Annotated in this window: 23 protein-coding genes and 2 pseudogenes; 15 read left to right on the top strand and 10 right to left on the bottom strand. The window is 63.2% G+C overall.

Annotation, left to right across the window (positions count from 1 at the left end):
- The first annotated feature begins 268 nt into the window (after positions 1–268).
- The 3 genes from AC1DNE_RS19875 to AC1DNE_RS19865 all read left to right on the top strand — a co-directional run bounded on the left by AC1DNE_RS19875 (position 269) and on the right by AC1DNE_RS19865 (position 2,525).
- A complete protein-coding gene (locus AC1DNE_RS19875) occupies positions 269–772 on the top strand; it encodes an autotransporter outer membrane beta-barrel domain-containing protein (protein WP_441473976.1) in 504 nt (167 codons plus the stop codon).
- Positions 748–1,248 carry an autotransporter outer membrane beta-barrel domain-containing protein gene (locus AC1DNE_RS19870; RefSeq protein ID WP_476766737.1) on the top strand — a complete coding sequence of 167 codons (501 nt, stop codon included), beginning with the start codon at positions 748–750 and terminating at the stop codon, positions 1,246–1,248. Before AC1DNE_RS19875 ends, AC1DNE_RS19870 begins: the two co-directional genes overlap by 25 nt.
- 269 nt (positions 1,249–1,517) lie before the next feature.
- A complete protein-coding gene (locus tag AC1DNE_RS19865) occupies positions 1,518–2,525 on the top strand; it encodes a c-type cytochrome (RefSeq protein WP_441473974.1) in 1,008 nt (335 codons plus the stop codon).
- Positions 2,526–3,001: 476 nt separating this feature from the next.
- Here the strand turns inward: AC1DNE_RS19865 and AC1DNE_RS19860 are convergent, their stop codons facing one another.
- Positions 3,002–4,408: a flotillin domain-containing protein gene (locus tag AC1DNE_RS19860; RefSeq protein ID WP_476766739.1), complete on the bottom strand. Its 1,407-nt coding sequence runs from the start codon at positions 4,406–4,408 to the stop codon at positions 3,002–3,004.
- Between AC1DNE_RS19860 and AC1DNE_RS19855 the strand changes: the two genes are divergently transcribed.
- Genes AC1DNE_RS19855 through AC1DNE_RS19840 form a run of 4 tightly spaced genes read left to right on the top strand, consistent with a single transcriptional unit; the run spans position 4,371 to position 7,111 of the window.
- Entirely contained in the window at positions 4,371–5,099 is a 729-nt protein-coding gene (locus tag AC1DNE_RS19855; protein ID WP_441473972.1) for a response regulator, read from the top strand. The genes AC1DNE_RS19860 and AC1DNE_RS19855 overlap by 38 nt on opposite strands.
- Positions 5,096–6,313 carry a histidine kinase dimerization/phospho-acceptor domain-containing protein gene (locus AC1DNE_RS19850; protein WP_441473971.1) on the top strand — a complete coding sequence of 406 codons (1,218 nt, stop codon included), beginning with the start codon at positions 5,096–5,098 and terminating at the stop codon, positions 6,311–6,313. The genes AC1DNE_RS19855 and AC1DNE_RS19850 overlap by 4 nt, the downstream gene beginning before the upstream one ends.
- Positions 6,310–6,720, top strand: a complete 411-nt coding sequence (locus AC1DNE_RS19845) for a sensor histidine kinase (RefSeq protein ID WP_441473970.1) — start codon at positions 6,310–6,312, stop codon at positions 6,718–6,720. The genes AC1DNE_RS19850 and AC1DNE_RS19845 overlap by 4 nt, the downstream gene beginning before the upstream one ends.
- Positions 6,713–7,111, top strand: a complete 399-nt coding sequence (locus AC1DNE_RS19840; protein ID WP_441473969.1) for a ribosomal maturation YjgA family protein — start codon at positions 6,713–6,715, stop codon at positions 7,109–7,111. Before AC1DNE_RS19845 ends, AC1DNE_RS19840 begins: the two co-directional genes overlap by 8 nt.
- A gap of 114 nt (positions 7,112–7,225) precedes the next feature.
- On the opposite strand, the gene AC1DNE_RS19835 is transcribed toward AC1DNE_RS19840, so the two are convergent.
- The 6 genes and pseudogenes from AC1DNE_RS19835 to pcaQ all read right to left on the bottom strand — a co-directional run bounded on the left by AC1DNE_RS19835 (position 7,226) and on the right by pcaQ (position 13,556).
- Positions 7,226–7,735, bottom strand: coding sequence for a hypothetical protein (locus AC1DNE_RS19835; protein WP_441473968.1), 510 nt, complete (start codon positions 7,733–7,735; stop codon positions 7,226–7,228).
- A gap of 44 nt (positions 7,736–7,779) precedes the next feature.
- Complete coding sequence (locus AC1DNE_RS19830; protein ID WP_476841162.1) at positions 7,780–8,037, bottom strand: GCG_CRPN prefix-to-repeats domain-containing protein; 258 nt, start codon at positions 8,035–8,037, stop codon at positions 7,780–7,782.
- A 288-nt stretch (positions 8,038–8,325) separates the two neighbouring features.
- On the bottom strand, positions 8,326–10,710 hold the full coding sequence (locus AC1DNE_RS19825) for an arylsulfatase (protein ID WP_476766740.1): 2,385 nt from the start codon (positions 10,708–10,710) through the stop codon (positions 8,326–8,328).
- Positions 10,694–11,259: pseudogene (locus tag AC1DNE_RS19820) on the bottom strand (formylglycine-generating enzyme family protein). Before AC1DNE_RS19820 ends, AC1DNE_RS19825 begins: the two are co-directional and overlap by 17 nt.
- Before the next feature lie 523 nt (positions 11,260–11,782).
- Positions 11,783–12,515, bottom strand: a pseudogene (locus AC1DNE_RS19815) (IS3 family transposase); the annotation flags it as partial.
- 84 nt (positions 12,516–12,599) lie between these two features.
- On the bottom strand, positions 12,600–13,556 hold the full coding sequence (gene pcaQ, locus AC1DNE_RS19810; protein ID WP_441472680.1) for a pca operon transcription factor PcaQ: 957 nt from the start codon (positions 13,554–13,556) through the stop codon (positions 12,600–12,602).
- Between the two features lie 190 nt (positions 13,557–13,746).
- Here pcaQ and pcaC point away from each other — a divergent pair, with 190 nt between their 5' ends.
- The 3 genes from pcaC to pcaG all read left to right on the top strand — a co-directional run bounded on the left by pcaC (position 13,747) and on the right by pcaG (position 15,642).
- Positions 13,747–14,142: a 4-carboxymuconolactone decarboxylase gene (pcaC, locus tag AC1DNE_RS19805; RefSeq protein WP_441472681.1), complete on the top strand. Its 396-nt coding sequence runs from the start codon at positions 13,747–13,749 to the stop codon at positions 14,140–14,142.
- A gap of 130 nt (positions 14,143–14,272) precedes the next feature.
- Positions 14,273–15,016 carry a protocatechuate 3,4-dioxygenase subunit beta gene (gene pcaH / locus AC1DNE_RS19800; RefSeq protein WP_441472682.1) on the top strand — a complete coding sequence of 248 codons (744 nt, stop codon included), beginning with the start codon at positions 14,273–14,275 and terminating at the stop codon, positions 15,014–15,016.
- Positions 15,016–15,642: a protocatechuate 3,4-dioxygenase subunit alpha gene (gene pcaG, locus AC1DNE_RS19795; protein ID WP_441472683.1), complete on the top strand. Its 627-nt coding sequence runs from the start codon at positions 15,016–15,018 to the stop codon at positions 15,640–15,642. The genes pcaH and pcaG overlap by 1 nt, the downstream gene beginning before the upstream one ends.
- A gap of 156 nt (positions 15,643–15,798) precedes the next feature.
- On the opposite strand, the gene AC1DNE_RS19790 is transcribed toward pcaG, so the two are convergent.
- The gene (locus AC1DNE_RS19790) at positions 15,799–16,305 is read right to left on the bottom strand and encodes a MarR family winged helix-turn-helix transcriptional regulator (RefSeq protein WP_441472684.1); all 507 of its coding nucleotides are present in this window, start codon (positions 16,303–16,305) and stop codon (positions 15,799–15,801) included.
- Positions 16,306–16,461: 156 nt separating this feature from the next.
- On the opposite strand from AC1DNE_RS19790, the gene AC1DNE_RS19785 reads away from it, so the two are divergent.
- Complete coding sequence (locus tag AC1DNE_RS19785) at positions 16,462–17,337, top strand: fumarylacetoacetate hydrolase family protein (RefSeq protein WP_441472685.1); 876 nt, start codon at positions 16,462–16,464, stop codon at positions 17,335–17,337.
- A gap of 17 nt (positions 17,338–17,354) precedes the next feature.
- On the opposite strand, the gene AC1DNE_RS19780 is transcribed toward AC1DNE_RS19785, so the two are convergent.
- The gene (locus AC1DNE_RS19780) at positions 17,355–18,347 is read right to left on the bottom strand and encodes an ABC transporter substrate-binding protein (protein ID WP_441472686.1); all 993 of its coding nucleotides are present in this window, start codon (positions 18,345–18,347) and stop codon (positions 17,355–17,357) included.
- A 28-nt stretch (positions 18,348–18,375) separates the two neighbouring features.
- A complete protein-coding gene (locus AC1DNE_RS19775; RefSeq protein ID WP_476766741.1) occupies positions 18,376–19,413 on the bottom strand; it encodes a Gfo/Idh/MocA family protein in 1,038 nt (345 codons plus the stop codon).
- Positions 19,414–19,649: 236 nt separating this feature from the next.
- Here AC1DNE_RS19775 and AC1DNE_RS19770 point away from each other — a divergent pair, with 236 nt between their 5' ends.
- The 4 genes from AC1DNE_RS19770 to AC1DNE_RS19755 all read left to right on the top strand — a co-directional run bounded on the left by AC1DNE_RS19770 (position 19,650) and on the right by AC1DNE_RS19755 (position 23,802).
- On the top strand, positions 19,650–20,702 hold the full coding sequence (locus AC1DNE_RS19770; RefSeq protein WP_441472688.1) for a cupin domain-containing protein: 1,053 nt from the start codon (positions 19,650–19,652) through the stop codon (positions 20,700–20,702).
- A 34-nt stretch (positions 20,703–20,736) separates the two neighbouring features.
- On the top strand, positions 20,737–22,002 hold the full coding sequence (locus tag AC1DNE_RS19765) for a flavin-dependent oxidoreductase (RefSeq protein ID WP_441472689.1): 1,266 nt from the start codon (positions 20,737–20,739) through the stop codon (positions 22,000–22,002).
- A gap of 46 nt (positions 22,003–22,048) precedes the next feature.
- Entirely contained in the window at positions 22,049–22,774 is a 726-nt protein-coding gene (locus AC1DNE_RS19760; RefSeq protein ID WP_441472690.1) for a hypothetical protein, read from the top strand.
- 104 nt (positions 22,775–22,878) lie between these two features.
- A complete protein-coding gene (locus AC1DNE_RS19755; RefSeq protein ID WP_441472691.1) occupies positions 22,879–23,802 on the top strand; it encodes a Bug family tripartite tricarboxylate transporter substrate binding protein in 924 nt (307 codons plus the stop codon).
- Positions 23,803–23,810 lie beyond the last annotated feature (8 nt).

The raw sequence follows: 23,810 nt of genomic DNA, 5'->3' as shown, positions 1-23,810 counted from the left end.
TTCAGAGCGCAAGCGCCACCTGCTCACAAAGATCCACCCCGAAAACCAGGCAAACAGCCAAAGCCCCGAGCTCTCCGCTTGACCGCTCGGCAGGAACGCTGCCCCCGCAGCAACCACATCGGCCTAGGCCGCCGAATAAGCTTCTAGGTCGCTTCCTGTTCCACAGGGGAACGTCCCATTTGTTGTACTCACCCTGCACCGCCCTTACCCGGTCCCATAGGTCCTACTCGATAACGCGGAGGCCGGGAACAACCGGCCGGATTATCTCGTGATCGGGGTTGGCCCGCGAGACACGCTTATCTGTATCGGGATCCTTCACGAAGTTTTGCCGATCCCGTGGGAGTTTATCGATATCCTGATGCCGGCGCCGCGCTTCGAGGAGCGCTTCGCCATCTGGGGCGAGGCGGTGGAAGCGCAGGCGAACACCGATGGGGACGGCAAGGCGGCGGGGCTGTCGCACCGCACCGGCGGCGCCATCCTCGGCGCTGACGTCAAGCTCTACGATACCGGCGCGAGCTTGCTCAAGGTCGGCGCTGCCGGCGGCTATACCCGGCCGAACTTCGATGTCGACGCCAGGCTTCCTTCCGGCCGGCTCGAGAGCGGCCACGCCGCGCTCTATGCCGGTGCGCACTTCGGTACCTGGCGGCTCGACGGCGGGCTGGGCTATTCGTTCGGCGATACCAGCCTGCCCCCCAGGTCCAGATCCGTGGATTCGGCGACACGCTGCGCTCGGACCGCGGCAGCCGGGTGGCGCAGGCCTTCGCCGAGCTAGGCTATCCGTTCACCTATGAGCGCTTCGCCATCGAACCCTTCGCCCAACTCGCCTTGCTGCGGGTCTCGAGCGGCTCCGACGTCGAGCAGGGCGGCGCTGCGGCGCGATGCGTCTTCCCCGGCGACCAGAATCACGGATTCACGACATTGGTCCTGCGCGCTGAGGCGCAACTCGGCACGATGCCGCTCTTCGCCCCGAGTCTGCTCGGCTGGCGCTATGGCTTCGGCGATCTGACGCCGAATACCGTGACGGCCTTCGGCGCCGGCACGGTGTCGGCCGGGGTTTACGCCGCGGCCATCGATCGCAATGCGCTGGTCGCCGAAGCCGGGCTCGACTGGCGCGCCCACGCCTCGACCACTTTCGGGATCTCCCACTCGGCCGCCATGGGTGAGCGAACCCGCGACCAGGCCCGCAAGGGACGGCTAGACGTTAGGTTCCGAAGGCGATCACAAGTCAGCGGCGACCTGCGGGCATGAGGATCGGGTACGGCAGGCGACCGCGTTCGCGCCTATGAATGTCCGCTCTCAGGCGACCGCCCAATGGCTGCGATTGGCGCAAACCACCCTATAAACCACCCTATTCAGACTCCGTGGGTCGGCGGATCGCATTCCGCGCTGGCCCCTTCTGCATCGCGCGCCGCGGCGAACCCAGCCGGCAATACATCTCATTGGATCGATCATGTACGATCCGCTTCGCGATGCCTCGGCGCCGAAGCCAGGGCTCGGGTGGTCACAGGGAGATTATGATGGACCTCGTCAGAGCAACCCTCAACATTGTCGGCGTCCCGCTGATTGCTGCGGCCGCGTTCATCGGCACTGCCGGCGCATTTGCTCAGTCTCATCAGAAGATAACCGAGTGGACCGTTCCGGACGTGGCGGCGCTTTCCAACAGCGCGGCGGATCAGCTCGTCAAGAAGGGCCGCGATCTCATCGTCGCGACCCCCTCGCTGATCGGGCCGAACGTGGAGAGCCCGGGCCAGCGCTACGCCGGGAACAACCTGTCGTGCAGCAATTGTCACCTCTCAGCAGGGACCCGGAAATTCGGCTTGCCGCTGTTCGGGCTGGCTCACCTGTTTCCGCAATACAGCAGCCGGACGGGCGGGCAGATTACCGTCGAGGATCGCCTGAACTCCTGCATGACACGCAGCATGAACGGACGCGCGATGCCCGACGACGCGCCCGAAATGCTGGCCCTGGTTGCCTATATCGACTTCCTCTCCAGCAATGTTTCAAAGGGCGAGACGCTGTCGGGGCTCGGAGCCGGTTCTATGCCCGAATTGTCCCGCGCAGCCGATCCGGCGCGGGGGCAAGGCGTGTTCCAGAAGGTTTGCGCAGCCTGCCATGGCACGGACGGCTTGGGCGTGCGACGAAACCTGCCGACCAGTGACTTCGGCTATATGATCCCACCTCTTTGGGGCAACGACAGCTTCAACAATGGAGCCGGGATGGCTCGGTTGAGCGTGGCGGCGAACTTCATCCACTTCAACATGCCTCACGGCACCGACTTTACCGATCCGCAGCTTTCCGTCGAGGAAGCGTGGGATGTCGCCGCCTACATGCTCTCGCACCCTCGGCCGATCAAACCGGGGTTGGAGAAGGACTTTCCTGACCTGCTCCTGAAGCCGGTCGACGCTCCCTACGGCCCGTATCCCGATGGCTTCAGCGCGGATCAGCATCGCTACGGGCCATTCGGGCCAATACGCGACGCGATCGCCAAGCTGAAGCAGAACTCCGCACCGACCTCGCTGCGATAGGAGCGGACAGGCAGAGTTCCCATAAATCATCCAATCGACCGAGCCCTTGTAGCGGCAAGGGAGGCGCTCCTGTGAGAATGGTCGATCGATAGTTGGCCATTCTGTCAGAGAGGAGAACACAGCGAGGGCGAACGTACCTCGGCGCTGAGGCGCGCGAGGCTAGGATAGAGTCCCTCGAGTCTGGCGCTAATGCGCATCATTCGAAGGGAAGCGGAAGGGATGTCCGGTTCAAGGCGTAAGCTGATATTCCCTCAAGGCGCGGGCAATGAGCCGAACTCTTCGGAACTACCGCGGGAAGACGGCGTGAGGGCTATGCTCTCACCCCAGACTGCTCATCCAACCAGTCGAGCACACGCCTATCAGGCAGCGAGCGGTTTCCCATCGAGCCGCCTGCAGCGGTATCTTCTGGCGCAGGTATTCCATGACGTCTGCCCGCTCGCTTGAGCCATTCAACAGGCTGCACCCGATCGATGGGGTCAAGCGGGCTCGCGGTCTCCCGCTTCGGCTGGCTTCGTAACCTGTCGGGGAGATGGCTTGCTGCTCCCCCCGACAGTACCACCGAGCGAGGCGGCGAGGAGAGCCTGGGTCGGGTCCGCCCCCTTGAAGCCGGCCTGGGCCAGGATCTCGTCCAGGATCGGCTTCTGTGCCGTGAAGCTCAGCAACTGGCTCGACAGGTCGCCGACCGGGTTGCCGCCCTGCTCGCCCGATCCGCCACCGAAGGAGCCCATGAGTCCGCCGGTGCTGAATATCCGGATATCGGATATCTTCTCGATCGGCTTCATCGCCTGCGCGAGCGCCTCGGGCACGATCTCGACGCGCGCCCTGGCCAGTTCGAACTCGATGATGTTCGCGGCAAGGGCGTTGCGGGCCTCGTTCTTGGCTCGCTCCGCCCGGGCCTCGGCTTCGCCGAGTTCGATCACACCGGTCGCCCGAATCTTGGCGGCTTCGGCTTGCGCCTCCGCTTGTATCTTCATCGCGGCTGCGAGGTTTTCGGCGGCTTCGCGCTCCGCTTCGGCCTTGACCGTGATCGCGGTGGCCTCCTGTTCGGCTTCCTTGCGGGCGGCGATCACTGCGATGCGCTTGGCGCGCTCGGCGATCTCGACCTCGCGGGCGGTCGTCACCTGTTCCTCGGCCGTGATGGCGCCGGCCTTGGCCTCGTCGGCCTTGGCCCGGGCGGCCTGCTCCTCCTCGGTCTTCTGGGCGACGGCGATGGCGGCCTCGATGCGGGCCGTCTCGGTGATCTTGCGCGCTTCGGCCTCGCGCTCCGCGATGCCGCGCTCGGCGGCGATGCGAGCGGATTCCCGTGCCTGACGCGCCTCGGCGTCGCGTTCGGCGATGCCGCGTTCCGTGTCGAGGCGCGCGGTCTCCTCCGAGAGGCGCGCGAGTTGCTCCGCCTTGGCAGCTTCGGCGCGCGTTTCGGCGGTCTTGTTGGCGATGTCGCGCTCCTGACTCAGTTCGGCGTCGCGCTGCTCGCGTTCGATGGTCAGGCGCCGCAGCGAGGCCTCGCGGTCCTTGGTCGCGATCTCGACCTCGTTGTCGCGAACGATCTGGTTGCGTTCGCGCTTGCGCTCCTCGGTGATCTTGGTGAGCGCGGTCAGGCCTTCGGCGTCGAAACTGTTGTTGGGGTTGAAATGCTTGATGTCGGTCTGTCCGAGCCGGGTCAGCGAGACCGATTCCAGTTCGAGCCCGTTGGACTGGAGATCGTGCGCCACGGCGGCCTGAACCGATTTCACGAACTCGGCGCGCTGCTCCTGCAGGTCGCGCAGCGACATCGTCGCAGCGACGGAGCGCAGGCCGTCGACGAATTTGGCCTCAACCAGGGTCTTGAGCGCGTCGACATCATTGGTGCGATCGCCCAGCGTCTGCGCGGCAAGCGCGCGCATTCTGGTCGTCGACGACGACAGCCATATCCGGGACGTGATCTGCTTCGCACTCGAAAAGGCCGGCATGGCCACGGCGGTCGCACGCGACGGCGTGCAGGTCCTCGACGCCTTCAGGCAGCGCCCGGCGGATCTCGTCGTCCTCGACATCGGCATGCCGGAGATGGACGGGCTGGAGGCCTGCCGGCAGATCCGGAAATTCTCCGAGGTGCCGATTCTGTTCCTCTCGGCCCGCGACGACGAGATCGACCGCATCCTTGGGCTGGAGATCGGTGGCGACGACTACGTCACCAAGCCGTTCAGCCCGCGCGAGCTCGTCGCCCGCGTCACTGTGATTCTCAAGCGCGTCCGCTCCAGCGGGGCCGCGGCCAGGGCGGCCGAGGCTGCCTTGTCCTGGGGCGCATTGAGGCTCGATTCCGCAGCACATATGGTCCACTTCGATGGCGGCGAGCTGTCCCCGACGGCGATTGAGTTCGCGGTCCTGCGGATGCTGATCGCCCGGCCGCGCCAGGTCTTCACCCGGGAGCAGATCCTCGACAGCGCCTATGGCGGCGCGATCCATGTCTCCGACCGGACGATCGACAGTCATATCCGCAACATCCGCAGCAAGTTTCTGAAGGTGGGCTGCAAGAACACGATCGAGACCGTGCATGGCGTGGGTTTCAGGCTAGGGCGATGCGAGGCGTCGACGTGACAGCACAGTACGCTCTGCCGGTCCGAGTGGCGCCGAAGTGGAGGCCGAACCTCAGCCTCATCGTCTTCATGATGCGGACCGCCGTGCTGGCCCTGCCTTTCGTCGGACTATTCTTCTTTCGGATCTACGAAAACCAGCTCGTGCACCAGACAGAGGCAGAGCTGATCGCGCAAAGCGCGGCCCTGGCAGCGTCGATCCGGCGCGATCTGGACAGCCATCTGCCGCCCGATATCACCCTGGGACAACGTGCTCCGGCAGTTGCGCCGTCCGAACAGGCTGAGCCCTTCAAGCCGATCATCCCTAACCTCGACCTCGCTCGGGGCGGTCTGCTTGGCCGCAGGCCCGATGCACTGCCGGCTTCCCAACCTGTCAGCCCAGTCTTCAAGGCTGCCGGCGAGCGCCTGTCTCCCCTGCTGGCGGACACGCAAAGCATCACGCTGACGGGCTTTCGCCTGCTTGATCCGAACGGCGTCGTGATCGCCGGGAGAGGGGAGATCGGTCTCTCTCTTGCCCATGTCGAGGAGGTTGCGGAGGCCCTGCAAGGACGCTTCAAGGCAGCTCTTCGGCAGCGTGTCTCGCAGAATGCGCCGCCGCCACTCTATTCGCTCAGTCGCGGCACGAGCATTCGTATCTTCTCGGCCATGCCGATCACCATGCGGGGCCATGTCGCGGGCGTCCTCTACGCCTCGCGCACGCCGAGCAACGTCTTTCGCCATCTTTACGAGGAGCGTGGAAAGGTCGCGCTGGCGGGCGCCTCCATCGCTCTGCTGACCATTCTGATCGGTCTCGCCTTCCATCGCACCATCACGCGCCCGGTTCATGAGCTGATCGCGCGGACGACGGCCATCGGACATGGTGACCGCAGCGCCATGCGCCCGCTGAAACATCACGGCACAGCCGAGTTCGCGCGACTTTCGCAAAGCTTCCTTGATATGGCCGGCAGCCTCAACAACCGCTCCGACTTCATCGCGACCTTCGCGGCGCATGTCTCGCACGAACTGAAATCGCCGTTGACGTCGGTCGAGGGGGCAGCCGAACTCCTGCGCGACGACATCGCCTGCTCCGTTCGCTCGATGACCGACGATGACCGGCGCCGCTTCCTCGATAACATCATCTCCGACACGCATCGCTTAACGGCGATCACCAACCGCCTGCGTGAACTCGCGCGAGCTGAAAATGCGCCCACCGGGGCGCGACGGACCTGTCACCCGTGATCGACGATCTCCAACGCCTTTTTCCGGCGCTCGGCATTCGCGCCGATGGCGCTCTCGACCGCGCCATCCGCATCTCCGCCGAGAACCTCCGCATCATCCTGTCCCATTTGGCCGACAATGCGCTCCATCATGGCGCAACGCGGATCGAGGTCACCGCGAGCGCGGATGAAGATCGGCTCGACCTGGTGATTAAGGATAATGGCAGTGGGGTTTCGCCCAACAACCGAGCCCGGATTTTCGACCACTTCTTCACGACGCGACGTGACGCTGGCGGCACGGGAATGGGACTATCGATCGTACGCGCCATGTTGACGGCCCATGGTGGCGCGATCGCGCTTCTGGACAATGCGGATGGTGCGGCCTTCAGGCTGTCATTCCCGCTAGTGGGCAGGATCGACCATGGTTGAGGTAGCGGCGCGATCGCGTCTGGTGACGATTGCCCTGGCCGCCTCGATCATCGCCTCGGGACTACTCTTGAGGCGCTTCGGCCCAGGTCTTGGCCTGCCCTTCGTGGTCGTACAGTATGGTGGCTCGCTGCTTTGGGGAATGATGGTCTACCTGCTGTTGGCGGCCACCGCCGTCCGGCGGCCTGCCGCGCAACTTGCAATGCTGGCTGCGCTGATCGCGGTCAGCGTTGAACTGTTTCGCCTCTATCATACATCTTGGCTCGACGCGTTCAGGTTGACGACATCCGGCGCCCTGCTGCTTGGCAGAGTGTTCTCGCTCTGGAACTTAGCGGCCTATGGGCTCGGCATTCTTCTCTGTATCTGGATCGACCTAGCAGTGAGAAGGCGTTAGCGCCGATAGGCCACGGTCAGCTTTTGGCGCCTTTAGATAATCCGGGGAGGCGACGCCGACCGTGACGTGTGGCACGAGTCTTTTGCCGCTTGAGGCCGAAACGTACTTAGCCACCTAATCGATCGTTGGCTGGCCGATTTCGCGGTCGTCGGTCGTGGTGAAGAACGCAGCTGCCGTTCCTTTCTCGACGGTAAAGGGAGCAATTGCATCGATAAGCTTCTGTTGGAATCGGATGAGTTGGTCAGTCGGCTCTATTAGGATCACGGTCACACCGGTCTTATCCCATACGAGGAAGTCGTACTTGACCGCCTTCATTGTCCATCCGGCCGGTTTCTCCGCGGCCAGGACATCGCCAACCGCGGCGTAGACTTTGTCGAGGGCTGCCGTCTCGACGAACCGCTGTAGCATCGTGATGTGCGGGCGGTGTGTTGTATTTAAAGCGTAGCCCTCTGGGAAAACCTTGCGTAGGCGGCCATTGGCATCCTCCGCGTGTTTGATCATTATTGCGTCCGGTTCCAGCGCGATGTCGATGGCCGTGACGGAGTTTTCCTGCGCCGCCCCTGGGACAGCCAGCAATCCGAAGCCCGTTACAAGCGCGGCCATGAAGTTCAAATATTTAGGCATTTTACTTCCTGCGCTTCAGACTAATTTCTCAAGCATGGCACGGGCTAACGGATCACAATCGGCCGTCGATCGATGACGACGGGACGCGGGCGAACGACGGTACGAGGAGCGACCGCAACGGGCCGGGGAGCAACGACGACCGGGCGAGGAGCGACAAACAAGGGTCGCGGCGCAACGACGACGCCCCCGCCAACCCGGACACAGCCGCCGAGCGGGCCACGATAGTAGCCGACGCCGCATCCGCCCGCGACCTTTGTGACGTCATAAGCTGTTGCCCGTGAAAGGGCGGGTGACGTCGGCATGGCCTGCGCCCCGAACGATGTCAGGGCGAGGAACGCGACGCCCATGGAGGCAAAAACAATCTTTACGAGCACTTTTGTCGATCCGTATCCTTTAAGTATATGAGCGCTATCCTGTGTGGCCGGGGCCGGCGGCGTCGAGAGTGCAGCGGAAAAACCAAACGCAAGTCACTCATCATTGAATTGCCCTTTCGTGATTCAGCAGCGGCTTCGGAGAGTGGAGTTTCCGCGCTGTCGGAACTTGAAGGGAGGCGGCGAAGATCGTGTTCGCCGCCTCCGGCTGGTCGGCGCTCAGTCCAGATAGTCGACCTTCAGACGCCGGATCTTGCCATTGAAGGCGAAGGGCTTGCGGTCGAAATATGCAAGTGAGACGGGGGAATAGCTGTCACGGCCAACGTCGAAGGCGTCATTGGCAGTGAAGGTAAGCGCTGCCGAGCGTGGGACGCGCCCCTTGCTGACTTCCTTGCCGTCGACGCGGATGACGATGTCCAGAGGCGCGGGACGGAGGCCGCTGGCCTTGCGTGTTTCGACCTCGATCTTAACCTTTCCGGTCGGGAGGGGGGCGGAGGTCTCCAGCTGCGTCCGTTCGATCTCGAACAGATTGTACTCGTAGTTAAGCTTCCCGTTCTCGACCCATAGGACGACACCGCCCGAGATGGCCCCGAGCGCGTAGAGCACTCCATTTGAGTCGGGCCGCAGATCCGCATCGATGGTGACGAGGTTGCTGCGTGACCCGAGCCGCGGCGCGGTGAACTCGGGAACGCCGACGACCTCCTGCGTGAAGCTGAACGACTTGGCGGGATTGGACGGAGCGTCCTCCGGGTGGAAGATCGCGGACCATAGCCCGCCGCCGACCGGATCGACCTTGTTGTCTTTCGCGCTCACCTCGAACGCCTTCTTCAACTCGTCGAGCTTGCCGGGATGAGCGGCGGCGACGTCCTTCGCCTGCGAGAAATCCTTGTTGAGATCGTAGAGCTCCCAAACATCGTTCTTCGGCGTCCATGTCATGATCGAGGGATCGACACCCGTTTGCCAGGGCACTCTCGGCCCGAATGCCGAAGCGATCCATCCGTCCTTGTAGTAAGAGCGGCTGCCCATGACCTCGAAATACTGCTCCTTCTTGCGATCCGGCTCAGTCGGGGACGCGAAGGAATAGGTCATGCTGGTGCCGTCGAGCTGATCCTGACTGACGCCATCGACGAGCTTGGGCGGCGGGATGCGCAGGATGTCGTAGATCGTAGGCACGATGTCGTTGACGTGATGGAACTGCGGACGCGGCGTCTTGTCCGCCTTGATCCTGCTTGGCCATGACACCGCGAGCGGCGTGCGCGTTCCGCCGAAATGCGCGGCGATCAGCTTTGTCGACCGATGGGGCGTGGAGCCGGCCCAGGCCCAGCCGGCATGGTACATGTTGTCCACCTTGGGCGACCCGAGCACATCCAGGCCGCCGAGCTCGTTCATGGTGCGGATATGGTCCTTGATCTCGGACGGAATGCCGTTCTGCGCCAGGAGCTCGCTGATCGTGCCGTTCTGGCCTTCCGCACTCGAGCCGTTATCGCCCCAGATGTAGAAGACGAGCGTGTTGTCGCGGATGCCGAGTTCGTCCAGGGCATCGATCAGCCGGCCGGCCTGCGCATCGGCATGTTCGGTGTATCCGGCGAACACTTCCATGAGCCGACGCTGAAACGGCTTTTCGTCCTCGGGAATATCGGCCCATGCGGCAAGGGTCTTCGGCCGCGGCGTCAGCTCGGTGTCTTTCGGGATCCAGCCGAGTTCTTTCTGGCGGGCGAAGACGCGTTCGCGCATCACGTCCCAGCCTTCGTCGAACTTGCCCTTATATTTGTCCGCCCAGTCCTTGAAGATGTGATGCGGACCATGGGAGGCACCGGGGGCCCAATACATGAAGAAGGGCCGATCCGGCGTCAGCGCGTGGACCTGCTTCATCCATGAGACAGCCTTGTCGGTCATGTCTTCCGTGAAGTGATATTCCTTCTTCCCTTCGGACGGATTCAGCCGGACCGTGTTTTCGACGACCGCAGGCTCCCATTGCGAGGATTCTCCGGCAAGGAAGCCGTAGAAGTAATCGAAGCCGATCCCCTGACCTGCCGGCCAGTTGGTATAGGGGCCGACCGCCGTGGTCTCGTTGGCGGGCGTGTTGTGCCATTTTCCGAAAGCGCTCGTCGCGTAGCCATAATAGCCGAGGACCTTCGCCGCGGTTGCCGATGTGCGCGGAATCCGGCCGGAATAGCCATCCCAGTCGTTCGCCAGTTCGGCGATCTGGCCGTAGCCGACGCGATGGTGATTGCGCCCGGTCAGCAGCGCCGCTCGGGTGGGTGAGCACATCGCTGCATTGTGGAAGCGGTTGTAGCTGATCCCGTCTCCGGCAACCCGGCTCAGCGTGCGTGTATCGATCACGCCGCCGAAGGTGCTCGGAAGCGCCGGACCGACGTCGTCTAGCATGATCACGACGATGTTCGGCGCGTTGGCCGGGAGATGCGACTTCGCCGGCAGGGGGCTGTAGGTCGATTCTGCGATCGTCGGCCCGGCCTTGCTCCCCGAGGGTGTTGGCGGAAACGGCAGCGATTCCTGGGCGACCACGGGCGATCCCAGCATCAGCAGCGTCGTGCTGACGCCCAACCAGCGCGCTCTGAATGGGTGACTAGGCGGCCGTTTCATTCGCTTCTCCGTTCCGGACAACACATCTGAACCCGACATGGCTGGTCGACGTATCGATCGCCTCGGCATGTCCTGCTGCGGGTCGATAGCGGCGGCAGTCGTTCGGAGCGCACAGATGCGATCCGCCCTTCAAAACCTTCCGCGGGATTTTTATGTTGGGGAGACAGGGATCGTAGCTGGCAGACTCCAGCCCTCCGCGAGGGTTCCTGGGTATGCAGCAGGCTTTCGTCGCCCCCGCCTCGTGCTTCGGGACGAACCAGTCGTCCGTCCACTCCCAAGCATCGCCGATCATGCCGTAGAGACCGTATCCGTTGGGCGGAAAGGCTCTGACGGGCGACGTGCGGGCGTATGCGCATAGTCCCGCTGGTCGGGCACGAACTCGGCAAATGTGCGATGCCCGATCGCCGCCACGAACTCGGCAAACTGTGCGTTGGTGACAGGGGTCTCGTCGATGAAGAAGCCCTCGACGCTGACACGATGGGCCGGCTTTTCTTCGGGGCAGCGATGATCCGAGCCCATCCAGAAGATTCCGGCTCGCACGAAGATCATGCCATCTCGCGCACGCTCCGATGACACATCCGTCTGAGCCGTCTCTGCCTGCATAGCCAGCCTTCCCGTCAACCTACATCAAGAACGCCAGCACACTCGTGAGCAGACCGGACGACGCCGTCACTGCCCGGATAGAGCTGCGGCCTCGGCTGGGCGCGCATCGGTCGCTGCAGACACGATCGCGGCCCGATCGGCAGGCGAATTCCGTTGCGCGCATTTCATGCATGGGCAGCCCGCCCGTCTTGCCATTTCACGCCAGTCGCAACCGGCTACGCTCCGCCTCCGCCGGTCGCGAATCCCCCCGACGTTCGGCCCTGTGAAAAGCGTCGATCCGGTGATCGCGGCGAGGTCCGATGGCTGATATCCCTTTGACGCGCGGCCAGTTCCTGCTGCCCTTCGTCAGCATCCTCGACGATATCGGCGCTCCGACGGAGACGCTTCTGGAGAGGTCGCGGCTGCCATCGTCCCTGGCCGAAAAGAGCGATCTCTGCCTGCCGCTCCTGCCGGCGCTGCGCTTCGTCGAGGCCGCCGAGAGAAGCCGGGGGATCGAGGATAAACGCACATGTCCCGGCACGCCGCGCAGGATGAAGAGGTCCGAGAGGACGTCGATGACATCGCTCGACCTGAGCCTGCGATCGATGCGGAACGCCAGGCATTCCCGGGTGAACTCGTCGATCACGCCTGCGAAAACGCGAAGCGCTTGTCGCGAGCATGCGAAACTTCCGGCCATTGTGCGTGCGATCCTCGACAAAGTCGGACGACCAGACATGCATTGGCCGCGGCCGCACACAGGATCCGTCGTTCAGCCAGAGGCGCCCCTTCTTCGGCTGCTTCTGAGGCGCTTTGAGCCCTTCTCGCCGCCAGATCCGCTCGACGCGCTTGACGTTCACCGCCCAGCCCGCCGCGTGCAGCAGGGCTGCGACCCGCTGATAGCCGTAGCGCCCCTATGAGGTGGCGAGCGCGACGAGCAGCCTCCGCGAGGATAGGTTTCTCAAGCGTCAGGTCCGAGACGGGCTTGCGCAGCCGCTCGTTCTCCTTCTCGAGGTCCTTCAATCGCTTCAACTGGTCGCTCTTCAGGCTGCCGTACTCCTTGCGCTAGCGGTCGTCAGTATGGCCCGGGTCGCTTGTGCTATCGGGCACCCCCGGGACAACAGCCTATCGACCTGCCCAAGCTTCGCGACGATCGCTTCCGGCTTGTGCTTCCTCTGCGCCGTCGCGGCATCTGGTCCTGTCCTGGAAAACCATCGAGGCCACATGCCATTCTTGGGGCATCCGGAGCCGCGAGAAGGGCGGATGTCGTGCCGAAAAAAACGGCGGTGCATTGAGCGAGCCTGGGCCACTCAACGGGGCAAGCCAATCCTTGCCCGCTCTGCGACGACGTCTCGCAACGCTGCCATGACAGACTGGGCCGGAAAGGAAGGCTCCGTATCCGTGCGGATCGTCAATCCTACGGGTCCGTTCGTGTCGTCGGTATCGACTGGCAGGACCGCGAGGGTTCCGCTTGCGGCATCCTCCGCAACAACGCCCTCGGAAATGACCCAGATCGCATCTGTCCCGAGAAGGTAATTGCGGGCGAAGGCGTCGGAGACGGTCTCGATGACGCCGCCCGAAGGGTTGATCGTGCGGGCAATGAAATAGCGTTCGACGATCGGGTGAATGACGGAGCCCGGGGGAGGGACTAGCAGCTGGTAATGTCCGACATTCGCGATGTCGAACTGCTCATCTGCCAGCAACGGATGCCCGGGGCGAACCGCCAAGGCAATGCGCTCTGAATAGAGATACTCGAATGCCAGGCCACGCATCGCTTCGGGGGAGGCCATTCGCCCGACCACGAGGTCGATGTCGCCGAGACGCAGTTGCGAGATCAGGACATCGTTCGATCCCGTGACGATGCGAAGCCTCAGGTTTGGGAGATGTCGCGACAGCTTCGCCAATGCTGCAGGCAGAATCCGTGCAGACACGGTCGGCAGCGCGCCGAGCGTGAACGCGGCTTGCTCTCCGCCGGCACCCTGGGCGACGGTCCGGATGCCTTGCTTCAATGCAACCAGGCTCGACGTTGCGTAGCGCAGGAAGATGTCGCCGATTGGCGTGAGCACCATCGAACGGCGTTTCGGCTCGAACAAGGCGGCGCCAAGAGCATCTTCCAGTTCATGGATCGTTTTCGAGACGGCCGGCTGGCTCAAGCCCAGAACGGAGGCCGCCTTCACGGCGCTTTTCAGGCGGGCGACCTCGATAAAGCAGGAAAGGTGGCGAAGCTTGACGCGCCCATCGAGCTGAAGCGATCGACTCTGGCTCATTACAATAACCTATGGGTTATCCAAGGATTTAAAAATGCCATTTAACATAATCAATCAAATGACGCATGATACTGAGACTGTCCAAACGCAATCAGCTTCGGGCTCGTCGATGATCGTGGCCGCGTCCCGCCGATTGCGTTGCCGGCACGTTCGCTGAAGCTTGTTTCCGAGCATTTGAAGGAGCACGTCCATGCCTGACGGGCCAAACAGGTTTGCCAAGGGCATGGCGACCCGTCGATCTGTTCTCGGCGATCGATATGTCGATGCTGCGGTGGCAGGCACGGATGCGTTTACAGCCGATTTTCAGGCTCTGATCACCGAAGCTGCGTGGGGCACCGTTTGGTCGCGCGACACGATCAGCAAGCGCGAACGTTCGATGCTGACGATCGCCTTGCTGGCCGCCCTCGGCCATCACGACGAGGTCGCGATGCATGTCAGGGCGACACGCAATACCGGCGCCAGCGTTGAGGACATCAAGGAAGCGCTGCTGCATGTCGCGATCTATGCCGGCGTGCCGGCAGCCAACCATGCTTTCAAGATCGCAAGGGCGACGCTCGCCGAGATGGCCGAAGAAGCTGCGAGATGAACCGCGCCGGGTCTTGCCTTCGGGCTCGAAACGGCGGTCCCTGAATTGAGCAGGATCAAGATAAGCGAGCGGGAATTGTCGCAGGATGACGACGTGCTGCGGCAGCAGCTCATAGGGAGGGGGCGCTCGGATGCGCAATGAGAATTCGACCTATCAGGGAGGTTCCTTCTACCAAAGGGACCGCAGTTGGCATCCGCCGGCTTTCACCCCGGAATACAAGACCTCGGTGTTGCGGTCGCCCAAGCATGCTCTGCTCTCGCTCGGCAATACCCTCTCCGAGATGACCGGGCCGGTCTTCGGTCACAATATGCTTGGGCCGCTCGATAACGACCTGATCCTCAACTACGTCCAGACTGGTGAGCCGATCGGGCCTCGCATCATCGTGCACGGCCAGGTTCTGGATGAAGATGCGCGTCCCGTGCGCGGCGCGCTGGTCGAGTTCTGGCAGGCCAATGCCGGCGGCCGCTACCGCCATAAGAAGGAAAGCTACCTAGCCGCGATCGATCAGAATTTCGGGGGATGCGGGCGCACGATTACGGATGACGAAGGGCGCTATTGGCTCCGAACCATCAAGCCCGGCCCTTATCCCTGGCCGAACGGCGTCAACGACTGGCGCCCCGCACATATCCACTTCTCGATCTTCGGCCACGCCTTTGCCCAGCGCCTTATCACCCAAATGTACTTCGAAGGCGACCCGATGATCTGGCAGTGCCCAATCGTGATGGGGATTCCGAGCCGGGAAGCCGTCGAACAGCTGGTTGCGGCGCTTGACCGGCAGGCGACGCTGCCGATGGATACCATGGCTTACAAGTTCGACATCGTTCTGCGCGGACGGCGCTCGACGCTGTTCGAGAACCGGATGGAGGGCAACTGATGGTTCAGCCGTTTCGCCGCCTGAAGGAAAGCCCCTCGCAGACCGCCGGCCCTTACGTTCAGATCGGAGCGACTCCGAATTTTTGCGGTATTGAAGGGGTCTTCCCGCACGATCTCGGCTCGCAGCAACTTTCGCCCAAAGCGAGGGGGCAGCGTATCGTCGTCACCGGGCGCGTGCTCGATGGATCGGGGACTCCGGTCAAGGATGCCCTCATCGAGATTTGGCAGGCCGATGCGCAGGGTATTTATGCTGGGCCTGGGGAGCGCAGAGGTGAAGCCGATCCCGAATTTCCCGGCTGGTTTCGCCAGCCCGTCGATGGCGCGACGGGCGTTTATCGCTTCGAGACGATCAAGCCCGGCATCGTGCCCTATTTCGATGGCCGCCCGATGGCGCCGCACATCACCTTCTGGATCGTAGCGCGCGGCATCAATATCGGTCTGCATACCCGGCTCTATTTCGGCGACGAGGACGAGGCTAACGCCGCCGACCCGATCCTCGCACGCATCGAGCATCGTTTCCGGGTGCCGACATTGATTGCGACTCTCGATGATGCAGATGCCGTCCCGACTTACAGGTTCGATATTTGCCTTCAGGGAGAGAACGAGACCGTTTTCTTCGACATCTGAGCCGGCCGCCATTGCCCGGTGCCTCAGCGAGCAGAGATGGAATGAGCGAGGCGGAGGGCAGGCCACCTTGCTCCACACGCTCTGGCAAGCACGGCAGCGCTCCCTAGGAGGGATTTGCCATGGCCCTGCGCACCATGGGGCGCGCTGATGCTCGTGCTATCGTGCCTGCGTCGGCGGCTCTGGCCGCCGCATGACGGAGCTGTAGAGCTCGTCGTCGAGTGGCGCTCGGCTATAGACGTTGTTCACGCGCACGACCTGGCTGAGCATCTCCAGGAACTTCTCCCGCTCCTCATGGGGGAGGGGCGCCAGGATGCGCTTCTCGCAGCGGTCTATGAGGGGAATGACCTTCTTGAGGGTCGCCTTGCCTTCCGGGGTGGCATTGAGCAGCTGTTTGCGCCGGTCGGTTTCGGAGCGTTGACGGGTAATGAGGCCCTTCTCTTCCAGCCGGTCCAATACCTTGACGAGCGTGGTCCGGTCGAATGCGATCATGCTCGATAGCGTCGCCTGATCGATGCCGGGCACTTCGGCGATGATGTCGAGGGCAGCGTACTGCACCGTGGTCAAGCCCAGCTCCTTCGTCTCCTCCAGAAAGATGGCGACCGCGATCTGGTTGAGGCGCCGGATCAGGTGCCCCGCCCGGGAGTAGAAGACTTCAAGCGACATGTTTGCCTCAGCCCCATCGGCTCGGTGGGCAATCCTTGCCCCGTTTGCATCTCAACCGATAGCAGACGCAGTTCGGGCCGGGCAATGATATTTAGGTCGTGTACATATAATTCGTATGCATATACAATTTCATTGCGCCAAGGACCCTCCGTGCCTATGGCGGTGGAGGAAACGAACATGAAAATCTGCCGTTTCAATGAGGGGCGCATCGGCCTGGTGAGGGACGATGCCATCCATGACATCACCGCCGAGGCAGCGGCCCTGATGGCTCAGGTCGAGGGTGTAGGCGACCCGCTCATCCGCTGCCTGGATGCGCTTGCAAGGGAGATCGCGCCCAAGGCCGACCAGTTTCCCGTGCTGCGGCTCCAGGATGTCGCGCTTCGCGCGCCGGTTGCCGTGCCCGGCAAGATTGTGGCCGCTCCCGTGAACTACCAGGCCCATATCTTCGAGATGCAGGCATCGAACATCTCGCCTGGTCACAACATCCCCGATATCGCGCGCGCCGGGCTCTTCCTGAAGGCGACGTCTTCGCTGGTGGGGGCGGGCGATGGCATTGCCATACGCTTCCCCCAGCGCCGGACCGATCATGAGATCGAGCTTGTCGTGATCATCGGCGCAACGGCCTCAAATGTCACAGAAGAGCGGGCGCTGGATCATGTTGCCGGCTATTGCATGGGGCTCGACATCACGCTGCGCGGAACGGAGGACCGCAGTTTCCGCAAATCCATCGACAGCTACTCGGTTCTGGGCCCCTGGCTGACGACGCGTGACGAGATTGCCGATCCAGATGCCTTGACCATCACCCTTCAGAACAACGGCGACCATCGCCAGACGGCGGAAACGTCGGATCTCCTGTTCGGCGTCCGTCGGTTGATCGCCTTCGCATCGAGCTTCTATACGCTGTACCCGGGCGATGTCCTCTATACCGGTACCCCCCAGGGCGTCGGTCCGATCGTCCCCGGAGACCGCTTGCTCGCCAGCTGCCCGGAGCTCGGGACCATGAGCGTGGCTGTTCGCGCCTTTGCTGCTTGAGCGCGGCGCGCCGCGTGTCAGATGCGGTAGGCCTCTGCCGTTGCAGGATGAAACAATTCCTCGACTGTCACGCGGCGCGCCGAAAGTCCCTGGCGGTGATGGTGGTCCAGGAAATTCTCGAGCACGTGCCGGTTCGCCGCGACGCCATAGGACCAGAAATCGCTGCCGAGAAGATCGCGCGCCGCTTGCAACTGCTCTTCGACGAAGGGCAGGGTGATTTTGGTGGCCGAAGTGTCTGAAAGCTGGCCAAGGGCCACTGCCTTCGACTGTTCAAACGCCTTGAGGCAGGCGGCCGGCAGCCAATCGTGATGCTCCACGATATCGCGGCGGATTCCGAGCAGGTGCATGATCGGAAAGATTCGGGTGCGGCGATAGAAATCCGACGCAGCGGCGACGGGATCGGCGAACAGCCGGGCGACATTCGGGTGGCCGCGGTCGAAGCAGGATGGTGCGCGCGGGCCGATGAAGGCATCGATCTCGCCGGCTTCGAGCATCGCATTGAGCGATTTGCCCTCTGGCGCGGCATCGATTCTGATCTCGGGCGGCAGCTCGATCTTGATCTTCTCCGGACGGCCCGACGTTTCGATGCCACCGCGTATCCAGTGGATGTCGGCCGGCTTCACGCCGTAGTCGTCCTCCAGCAAGGCACGCGCCCAAACGCAGGCCGAGAGCTGGTATTCCGGCAGCCCGATCCTGCGCCCTTTCAGATCCTCGGGCGCGGCGATGCCGCGGTCGGTGCGGATGTAGATCGAGGTATGACGAAAGGCGCGCGACAGGAACGCCGGCACGGCGACATAGGGACTCTCGCCCCGTGAAACTTTCACGACATAGCTCGAAAACGACATCTCGCTGATGTCGAACTCGGCATGTCGGAAGGCCCGAAAGAAGATCTCTTCTGGCGACAGCGTCATGAAGACGGGGTCTACCCCATCGATCTGCACGCGGCCGTCGATCAGGGGCCGATTTCGGTCGTAATCTCCGATCGCGACGGAGAGTCTGAGTTTTGCCATAACGTTCCTCCGGGATTTTGTGCGCTGGTCAGGCGAGCGGGCGGGCAAGCCGGTAGGCGTCGTCGATGAGCTTGACCGAGCGCCAGCAGTCTCGCACCGAGACCAGCGGTGGTTTGCCCGCTTGCCAACGCGCAAGTGCGTCCTCGAGGGCCGTGTAGGAGGGGTTGCGCGGGGGCATGCCGTCCAAGCTCTCCTCGGAATCGCCCAGCACGAGCCGCATCGCTCCGTCCTTCGACATCAGCAGCGCGTTGCGGCCGCAGATTTTCCACTCGCCATCAGCGCCATCGAGAAAGCGGTCGCGGCTGGGAAGCGCCGACGCGCCTTCCGCCGTGCGGCGCGGATAGGCGTTTCCGGTTTCAAGCGTACCGAGGATGCCGCTCGTCGAGCGGAACGTCACCGAGGCATAATCCTCGACCTTCTCGCCAAGGGCGCGGTTGCTGAGCTGGGCGGATTCGATCTCAAACTCTTCGCCGAGCAGGTCGAGAAAGACATCGAACCCGTGAGTCGCGAGGTTTCGCAGGCAGCCGCCGCCCGATTGAGCCGGGTCGAGCATCCATGACGAGTTCCACCGTCGGTAGCGCTCGGACGAAAAGCGGTTCATGCGCACATAGACGTGGGAGAGCGGGCCGAACGCGCCGGCATCCAGCAATGCGCGTGCTTTCGAGTGAAACGGCGCGAAACGCTGGACCATGGGAACGGTGGCGAAAACGCCATTGGCCTCGGTCTTGTCCGCGATGCGCTCGACTTCGATGGCATTGAGGCCCATTGGCTTTTCCATGAGGAACGGAATCCGCTCCTCGGCGAGAAACAGGGCCACCGCGGCCATGTCGCAATGGCGTCCCAGCGCGAGCACGAAGTCCGGCCGCGTCTCCGCGATCATCGCCTTGTAGTCGGCGAATACGGGGGCGCCTCCGATCTCGCCGGCGCGATGTGCGGCGATTGACTGATCGGCATCCTGGACGCCGACAATGCTCACGCCTGGCATCGCCGCGAACTGGCGCAGATAGGCCGGGTCGTAGATGGCGTGCCAATGGCTCACCCCAATGGCAGCAATGCGAGTTGTCATCCGTTCCTCCATATGCGCCGATTTGCGCTTATTAATGGGATGTGTACCAATCACTTTTCATCAGCGCAAGCCCATGGATTTTCCGCTATGGGTTATTTTGCCTTTTGATTTCAGCGTATTGGGACGAAATTGGCACGCGGACACAGGACTCTTGACATATAGGATGTATGCTGATGATCTGTGAGCAACATCAAGAGTCGACGAGCGGCCTGGTTCAGATTTTGGAGGATCTTCGGATGGCACATGAAGCTGAAGCGAAGCGCGACGCACGAGAGACGGCGATCGGTGACGCGGCCGATCTCGTCGCGACGCTCGAAGCGTCGAATGTTCAGCCGCTTTGGGACCGCTACAAGCGGCTGAACACGCGCGAGCCGCAATATTACGAGCCGATGATCTGGCACTGGGAGATGATGGAGAAGTTTGCCGACCGCGCGGCGAACGAGATCAGCATGGAGGAGGCCGAGCGCCGCGCCCTGCTGCTGACGCATCCCGCATTTCCCGGCACGGTTTTCACCACTCCCACGCTCGCCGGCGGCGTGCAGATTCTCGAACCCGGCGAGGCCGCTCCGGCCCATCGCCACACGCTTGCTGCGCTCAGGCTCGCGATGATCGGCGACGAGGCGGTGACCGTCGTCGACGGCAAGCCGTGCCCGATGAAGCCCGGCGACCTGATCCTGACGCCGGCCTGGAGCTGGCACGAGCATCATCACAACGGCAAGAACCGCGCGGTCTGGTTCGACGGTCTCGATTACCCGCTCGCGCGCCAGCTCGGCACTGTATTCTTCGAGGTCGGCCCCGGCCCGGTGCCGGAGCGCGGTCTTGCCCATATGGATGACGGCTCGCTCGCCGAAGGCGGCATCCTGCCCGAAGGTGACGGCAAATGCGTGCCGTATTCGCCGCTCTACCGCTATGCGTGGGAGCGGGTCTCCAAGGCGCTTGACGCAATGACGCCCTTTGCCGACGGCTCGCGCAAGATCCGCTATCTCAATCCAGTCGATGGCGGCCCGGTGATGCCAACGATCGACTGCTTCGCCCAGCGTCTTGAGCCCGGCCGCAAGACGACGGCCATGCGCACCACGGCCACGGCGATCGTCGTGGTCATCGAGGGCGAGGGCGAGAGCAAAATCGGCGACAAGACGTTCCACTGGAAGCAGCACGACTGCTTCACCCTGCCGCGCTGGCTCTGGATCGAGCATCTCGCGACGCAGGGCCCGGCCACCTTGTTCCTGATGACGGATCGTGAACTCACCTCGCGCATCGGCCATCTGCGCGAGGAAACGCGTGACTGAGCCCTTGGGCCGGCGCTGCCAAGGAGATGGATGCATGACCGACACCACGCCTGAAGTCCTGATCATCGGCGCCGGCATCGGCGGGCTGACCTTTGCGCTCGCGCTGCACAGAGCCGGCATCTCATGCCGGCTCTATGAGGCGGCGCCGGAGTTCAAGCCGCTGGGCGTCGGGCTCAATCTGCTCCCGCATGCGATCCGCGATCTGGCGGAGCTCGGCCTGCTCGATCAGCTCCTGGCCAAAGGCATCGCGACGCGCGAATACTGCTTTTACACCAAGCATGGCCAGCTCGTTTACGAAGAGCCGCGCGGCCGGCAGGCCGGCTACGACGTCCCGCAGGTGTCGATCCATCGAGCCGATCTGCATGACGTTCTCGTGGGCGCCGTCCGCGAACGGCTTGGGGACGATGCGATCGTGATGGGCCGCAAATGCGTCGCGGTCGACCAGGATGACGACAGCGCCATCATCAGCTTTCTGGACGGATCCACGGGCCAGCCGCTGCCGCCGGTGCGGGCTCCGATCGCGGTGGCCTGCGATGGCGTTCACTCGGCCGCTCGCAAGCAGTTTCACCCGGAGGAAGCAAAACCACGCTACCAGGGCACGACGCAATATCGCGGCGCAACCCGGTGGACGCCGTTCAAGACTGGCGCCAGCATGGCCTATGTCGGCACTTACGAAACCGGAAAGCTGATCACCTATCCGGTGCGCGACAATATCGACGGCAAGGGCGGCCAGCTGATCAACTGGGTCATCGAGGTCGCCCGTGACGACGAGCCGACCCGTGACTGGAACCGCCAGAGCCGGGCCGAGGAGTTCATCGACGGCTTCGAGCATGCGACGTTCGACTGGCTCGACATTCCCGCGATGCTGCGTGGTGCCGACGTCATCCTCGAGTATCCGATGCTCGATCAGGACCCGCTGTCATTCTGGACTGTGGGCCGGATCACGCTGCTCGGGGATGCAGCGCATCCGATGATGCCGCGTGGTTCCAATGGCGCCGCTCAAGCGATCATCGATGCCAACACGCTCGCAGAACTCCTGGAGAAGCGTTCCGACCGGCTGGAAGCCCTGAAGGAATACGAAGCGATCCGCCTCGGAGCCACGTCGAAGGTCGTGCTCGCCAATCGCGAGGTCGCGCCCGACGCAATCCTGCGCGTCATCGAGGAGCGCACGGGCGGCAAGCGGTTCGATAGAATCGAGGACGTGATTTCACATGACGAACTGGTCGCGTGGCAGGAGCGCTATCGCAAGGTCGCAGGATTCAGCACCGAGGATATGAAGAAGCCGCGGCAGCTGGTTTAGACGCGCAAGGCGCGACAAGACGCCGGCGAGTTGGAGGAACGATCCCATGTCCTGGTTGGGCAATGCCGCCGTGGCGATCTGGTGCGACCTGGAGCCGGGCACGGAGGCCGCACATGACGTCTGGCATTCGCAGGAACATGTCCCGGAACGTCTCGGAGTACCGGGCTTCCTGCGTGCGCGGCGTGGAATTTCCGCTGCCGCGGGCTCTGGCCAGCGCTTCGTGCTCTACGAGATCGACACGCTGCAGACCCTGACGTCCCCCGCCTATCTCCAGTGCCTCAACAATCCGTCCGCCTGGACGACGCGCACCATGCCGACCGTGCGCAAGCTCAGCCGCACCGCCTGTCGCGTGTCGGCGAGCCTCGGTACAGGCGCGGGGAGCTTCCTGCTCACAGGCAGATTTGCGGGGCGGGAAGGGATAGAGGCGGACATTGCTCGGCTCGCCGAACGGCTGCCTGCCATCGCCAGCCTGCCCGGCATTTCAGGAGCACATCTGCTCGCATGCGAGGCTGCCGGCACGCGCATGGATACCGCCGAGCAAAGGCTGCGGCGGGGGGCGGATGATCAAGCCGATTGGATCCTGGTCGTTGAGGCCTATGATCGCGCGGCCCTGGACATGGTGCAGGCGGGGGAGACCCGCGCAGCAGCACCGCACGCTGGAGAAGCCGGCAGCAAAGCTGCCTTCAGCCGCTTCGAGATCAGCTTCGTCATGGTGCCCGGCGATCTGCCGGTCAGCGAGGTAATCAAGGAGGCGGCCGTAAGTCACGCCTGAACGGTTCGCCTGCAGTTCAAGAATCGGCAAAAGCCGCCAATCCTCGGGAGGGTATAATGAAGATCAATCGACGCGCTGCGCTTATCGCGGCCGGATGCGCACTCATGCCAGGCTGGGCTGCCAGCCAGTCGTTTCCGTCTCGTCCCATAATCGTCATCGTGCCGTTTCCGCCGGGCGGCATTGCAGATCAGACGATCCGGCTCGCGGCCGAGAGGGTATCGCTCAGCATTGGCCAGCCCGTGATCGTCGACAACAAGCCGGGCGGGGGCGGGCAGGTGGGGGCGGCGGCCGTCAAGTCAGCGGCGCACGACGGCCATACGCTGTTCCTCGCCAATGTCGGCACCCACGCGATCAACGCTTCGCTGTACAAGAAGCTGTCATATGATCCGGTCGCGGACTTCACGCCGGTGGTCCAGATGTTCTCCTTCCCGCACCTTCTCGCGGTGCCGGTCAACAGCCCCTACAAATCCGTCGCGGACCTTGTGGCGAAGGCCAAGGCGGATCCCGGCAAGGTGACCTTCGCGTCTCAGGGCGTCGGCTCGGGAGGACATCTGCTCGGCGAGATGTTCAAGTCCGGGAACAAGATCGACATCGTGCACGTGCCTTACAGGGGAACGGCGCAAGCCATGCCGGATCTGGTAGCCGGCCGTGTCACCTTTATGTTCGACGGGATTCCGGGAGCCGGGCCGCAGGTTCTGGACGGCAAGCTGCGCGCGCTCGCCATCACCGATTTCAAGCGCTCTCCCTTGATGCCCGACGTGCCCACCGTGGCGGAAGCGGGCTATCCGGGCTTGGAACTCAATGCCTGGTTCGGTCTGGTCGCGCCGACGGGAACACCCGAGCCGGTTGTGGCCAGGCTCAGGGAAGAGTTCTCCAAGGCGATGAACGATCCGTCCGTCTCCGAGAAGATCGGCAAGTTCGGCGTGAACATCGAAACCGGTACGCCGAGCGAGTTTGCGGCCTTCATGGCGGCGGAAACCAAACGCCTCGGCGTGATCGTCAGGGAATCCGGCGCGCAGGCCGAGTAGCCGCGACG

The sequence above is a fragment of the Allobosea sp. 05L423 genome (genome assembly GCF_056397745.1).
This window is presented reverse-complemented; position numbering and strand designations above follow the sequence as displayed.

Excerpts from the sequence above, each read along its gene's own strand:
- AC1DNE_RS19760 (WP_441472690.1), top strand. The coding sequence starts at position 22,049 with ATGTCCTGGTTGGGCAATGCCGCCGTGGCGATCTGGTGCGACCTGGAG.
- AC1DNE_RS19830 (WP_476841162.1), bottom strand. The coding sequence starts at position 8,037 with ATGCCGACGTCACCCGCCCTTTCACGGGCAACAGCTTATGACGTCACA.
- AC1DNE_RS19770 (WP_441472688.1), top strand. The coding sequence starts at position 19,650 with ATGGCACATGAAGCTGAAGCGAAGCGCGACGCACGAGAGACGGCGATC.
- pcaH (WP_441472682.1), top strand. The coding sequence starts at position 14,273 with ATGCGCAATGAGAATTCGACCTATCAGGGAGGTTCCTTCTACCAAAGG.
- AC1DNE_RS19765 (WP_441472689.1), top strand. The coding sequence starts at position 20,737 with ATGACCGACACCACGCCTGAAGTCCTGATCATCGGCGCCGGCATCGGC.
- AC1DNE_RS19780 (WP_441472686.1), bottom strand. The coding sequence starts at position 18,347 with ATGGCAAAACTCAGACTCTCCGTCGCGATCGGAGATTACGACCGAAAT.
- AC1DNE_RS19860 (WP_476766739.1), bottom strand. The coding sequence starts at position 4,408 with ATGCGCGCGCTTGCCGCGCAGACGCTGGGCGATCGCACCAATGATGTC.
- pcaG (WP_441472683.1), top strand. The coding sequence starts at position 15,016 with ATGGTTCAGCCGTTTCGCCGCCTGAAGGAAAGCCCCTCGCAGACCGCC.
- AC1DNE_RS19865 (WP_441473974.1), top strand. The coding sequence starts at position 1,518 with ATGGACCTCGTCAGAGCAACCCTCAACATTGTCGGCGTCCCGCTGATT.
- AC1DNE_RS19775 (WP_476766741.1), bottom strand. The coding sequence starts at position 19,413 with ATGACAACTCGCATTGCTGCCATTGGGGTGAGCCATTGGCACGCCATC.
- pcaC (WP_441472681.1), top strand. The coding sequence starts at position 13,747 with ATGCCTGACGGGCCAAACAGGTTTGCCAAGGGCATGGCGACCCGTCGA.
- AC1DNE_RS19755 (WP_441472691.1), top strand. The coding sequence starts at position 22,879 with ATGCCAGGCTGGGCTGCCAGCCAGTCGTTTCCGTCTCGTCCCATAATC.
- AC1DNE_RS19840 (WP_441473969.1), top strand. The coding sequence starts at position 6,713 with ATGGTTGAGGTAGCGGCGCGATCGCGTCTGGTGACGATTGCCCTGGCC.
- AC1DNE_RS19835 (WP_441473968.1), bottom strand. The coding sequence starts at position 7,735 with ATGCCTAAATATTTGAACTTCATGGCCGCGCTTGTAACGGGCTTCGGA.
- AC1DNE_RS19790 (WP_441472684.1), bottom strand. The coding sequence starts at position 16,305 with ATGTCGCTTGAAGTCTTCTACTCCCGGGCGGGGCACCTGATCCGGCGC.
- AC1DNE_RS19785 (WP_441472685.1), top strand. The coding sequence starts at position 16,462 with ATGGCGGTGGAGGAAACGAACATGAAAATCTGCCGTTTCAATGAGGGG.
- pcaQ (WP_441472680.1), bottom strand. The coding sequence starts at position 13,556 with ATGAGCCAGAGTCGATCGCTTCAGCTCGATGGGCGCGTCAAGCTTCGC.
- AC1DNE_RS19825 (WP_476766740.1), bottom strand. The coding sequence starts at position 10,710 with ATGAAACGGCCGCCTAGTCACCCATTCAGAGCGCGCTGGTTGGGCGTC.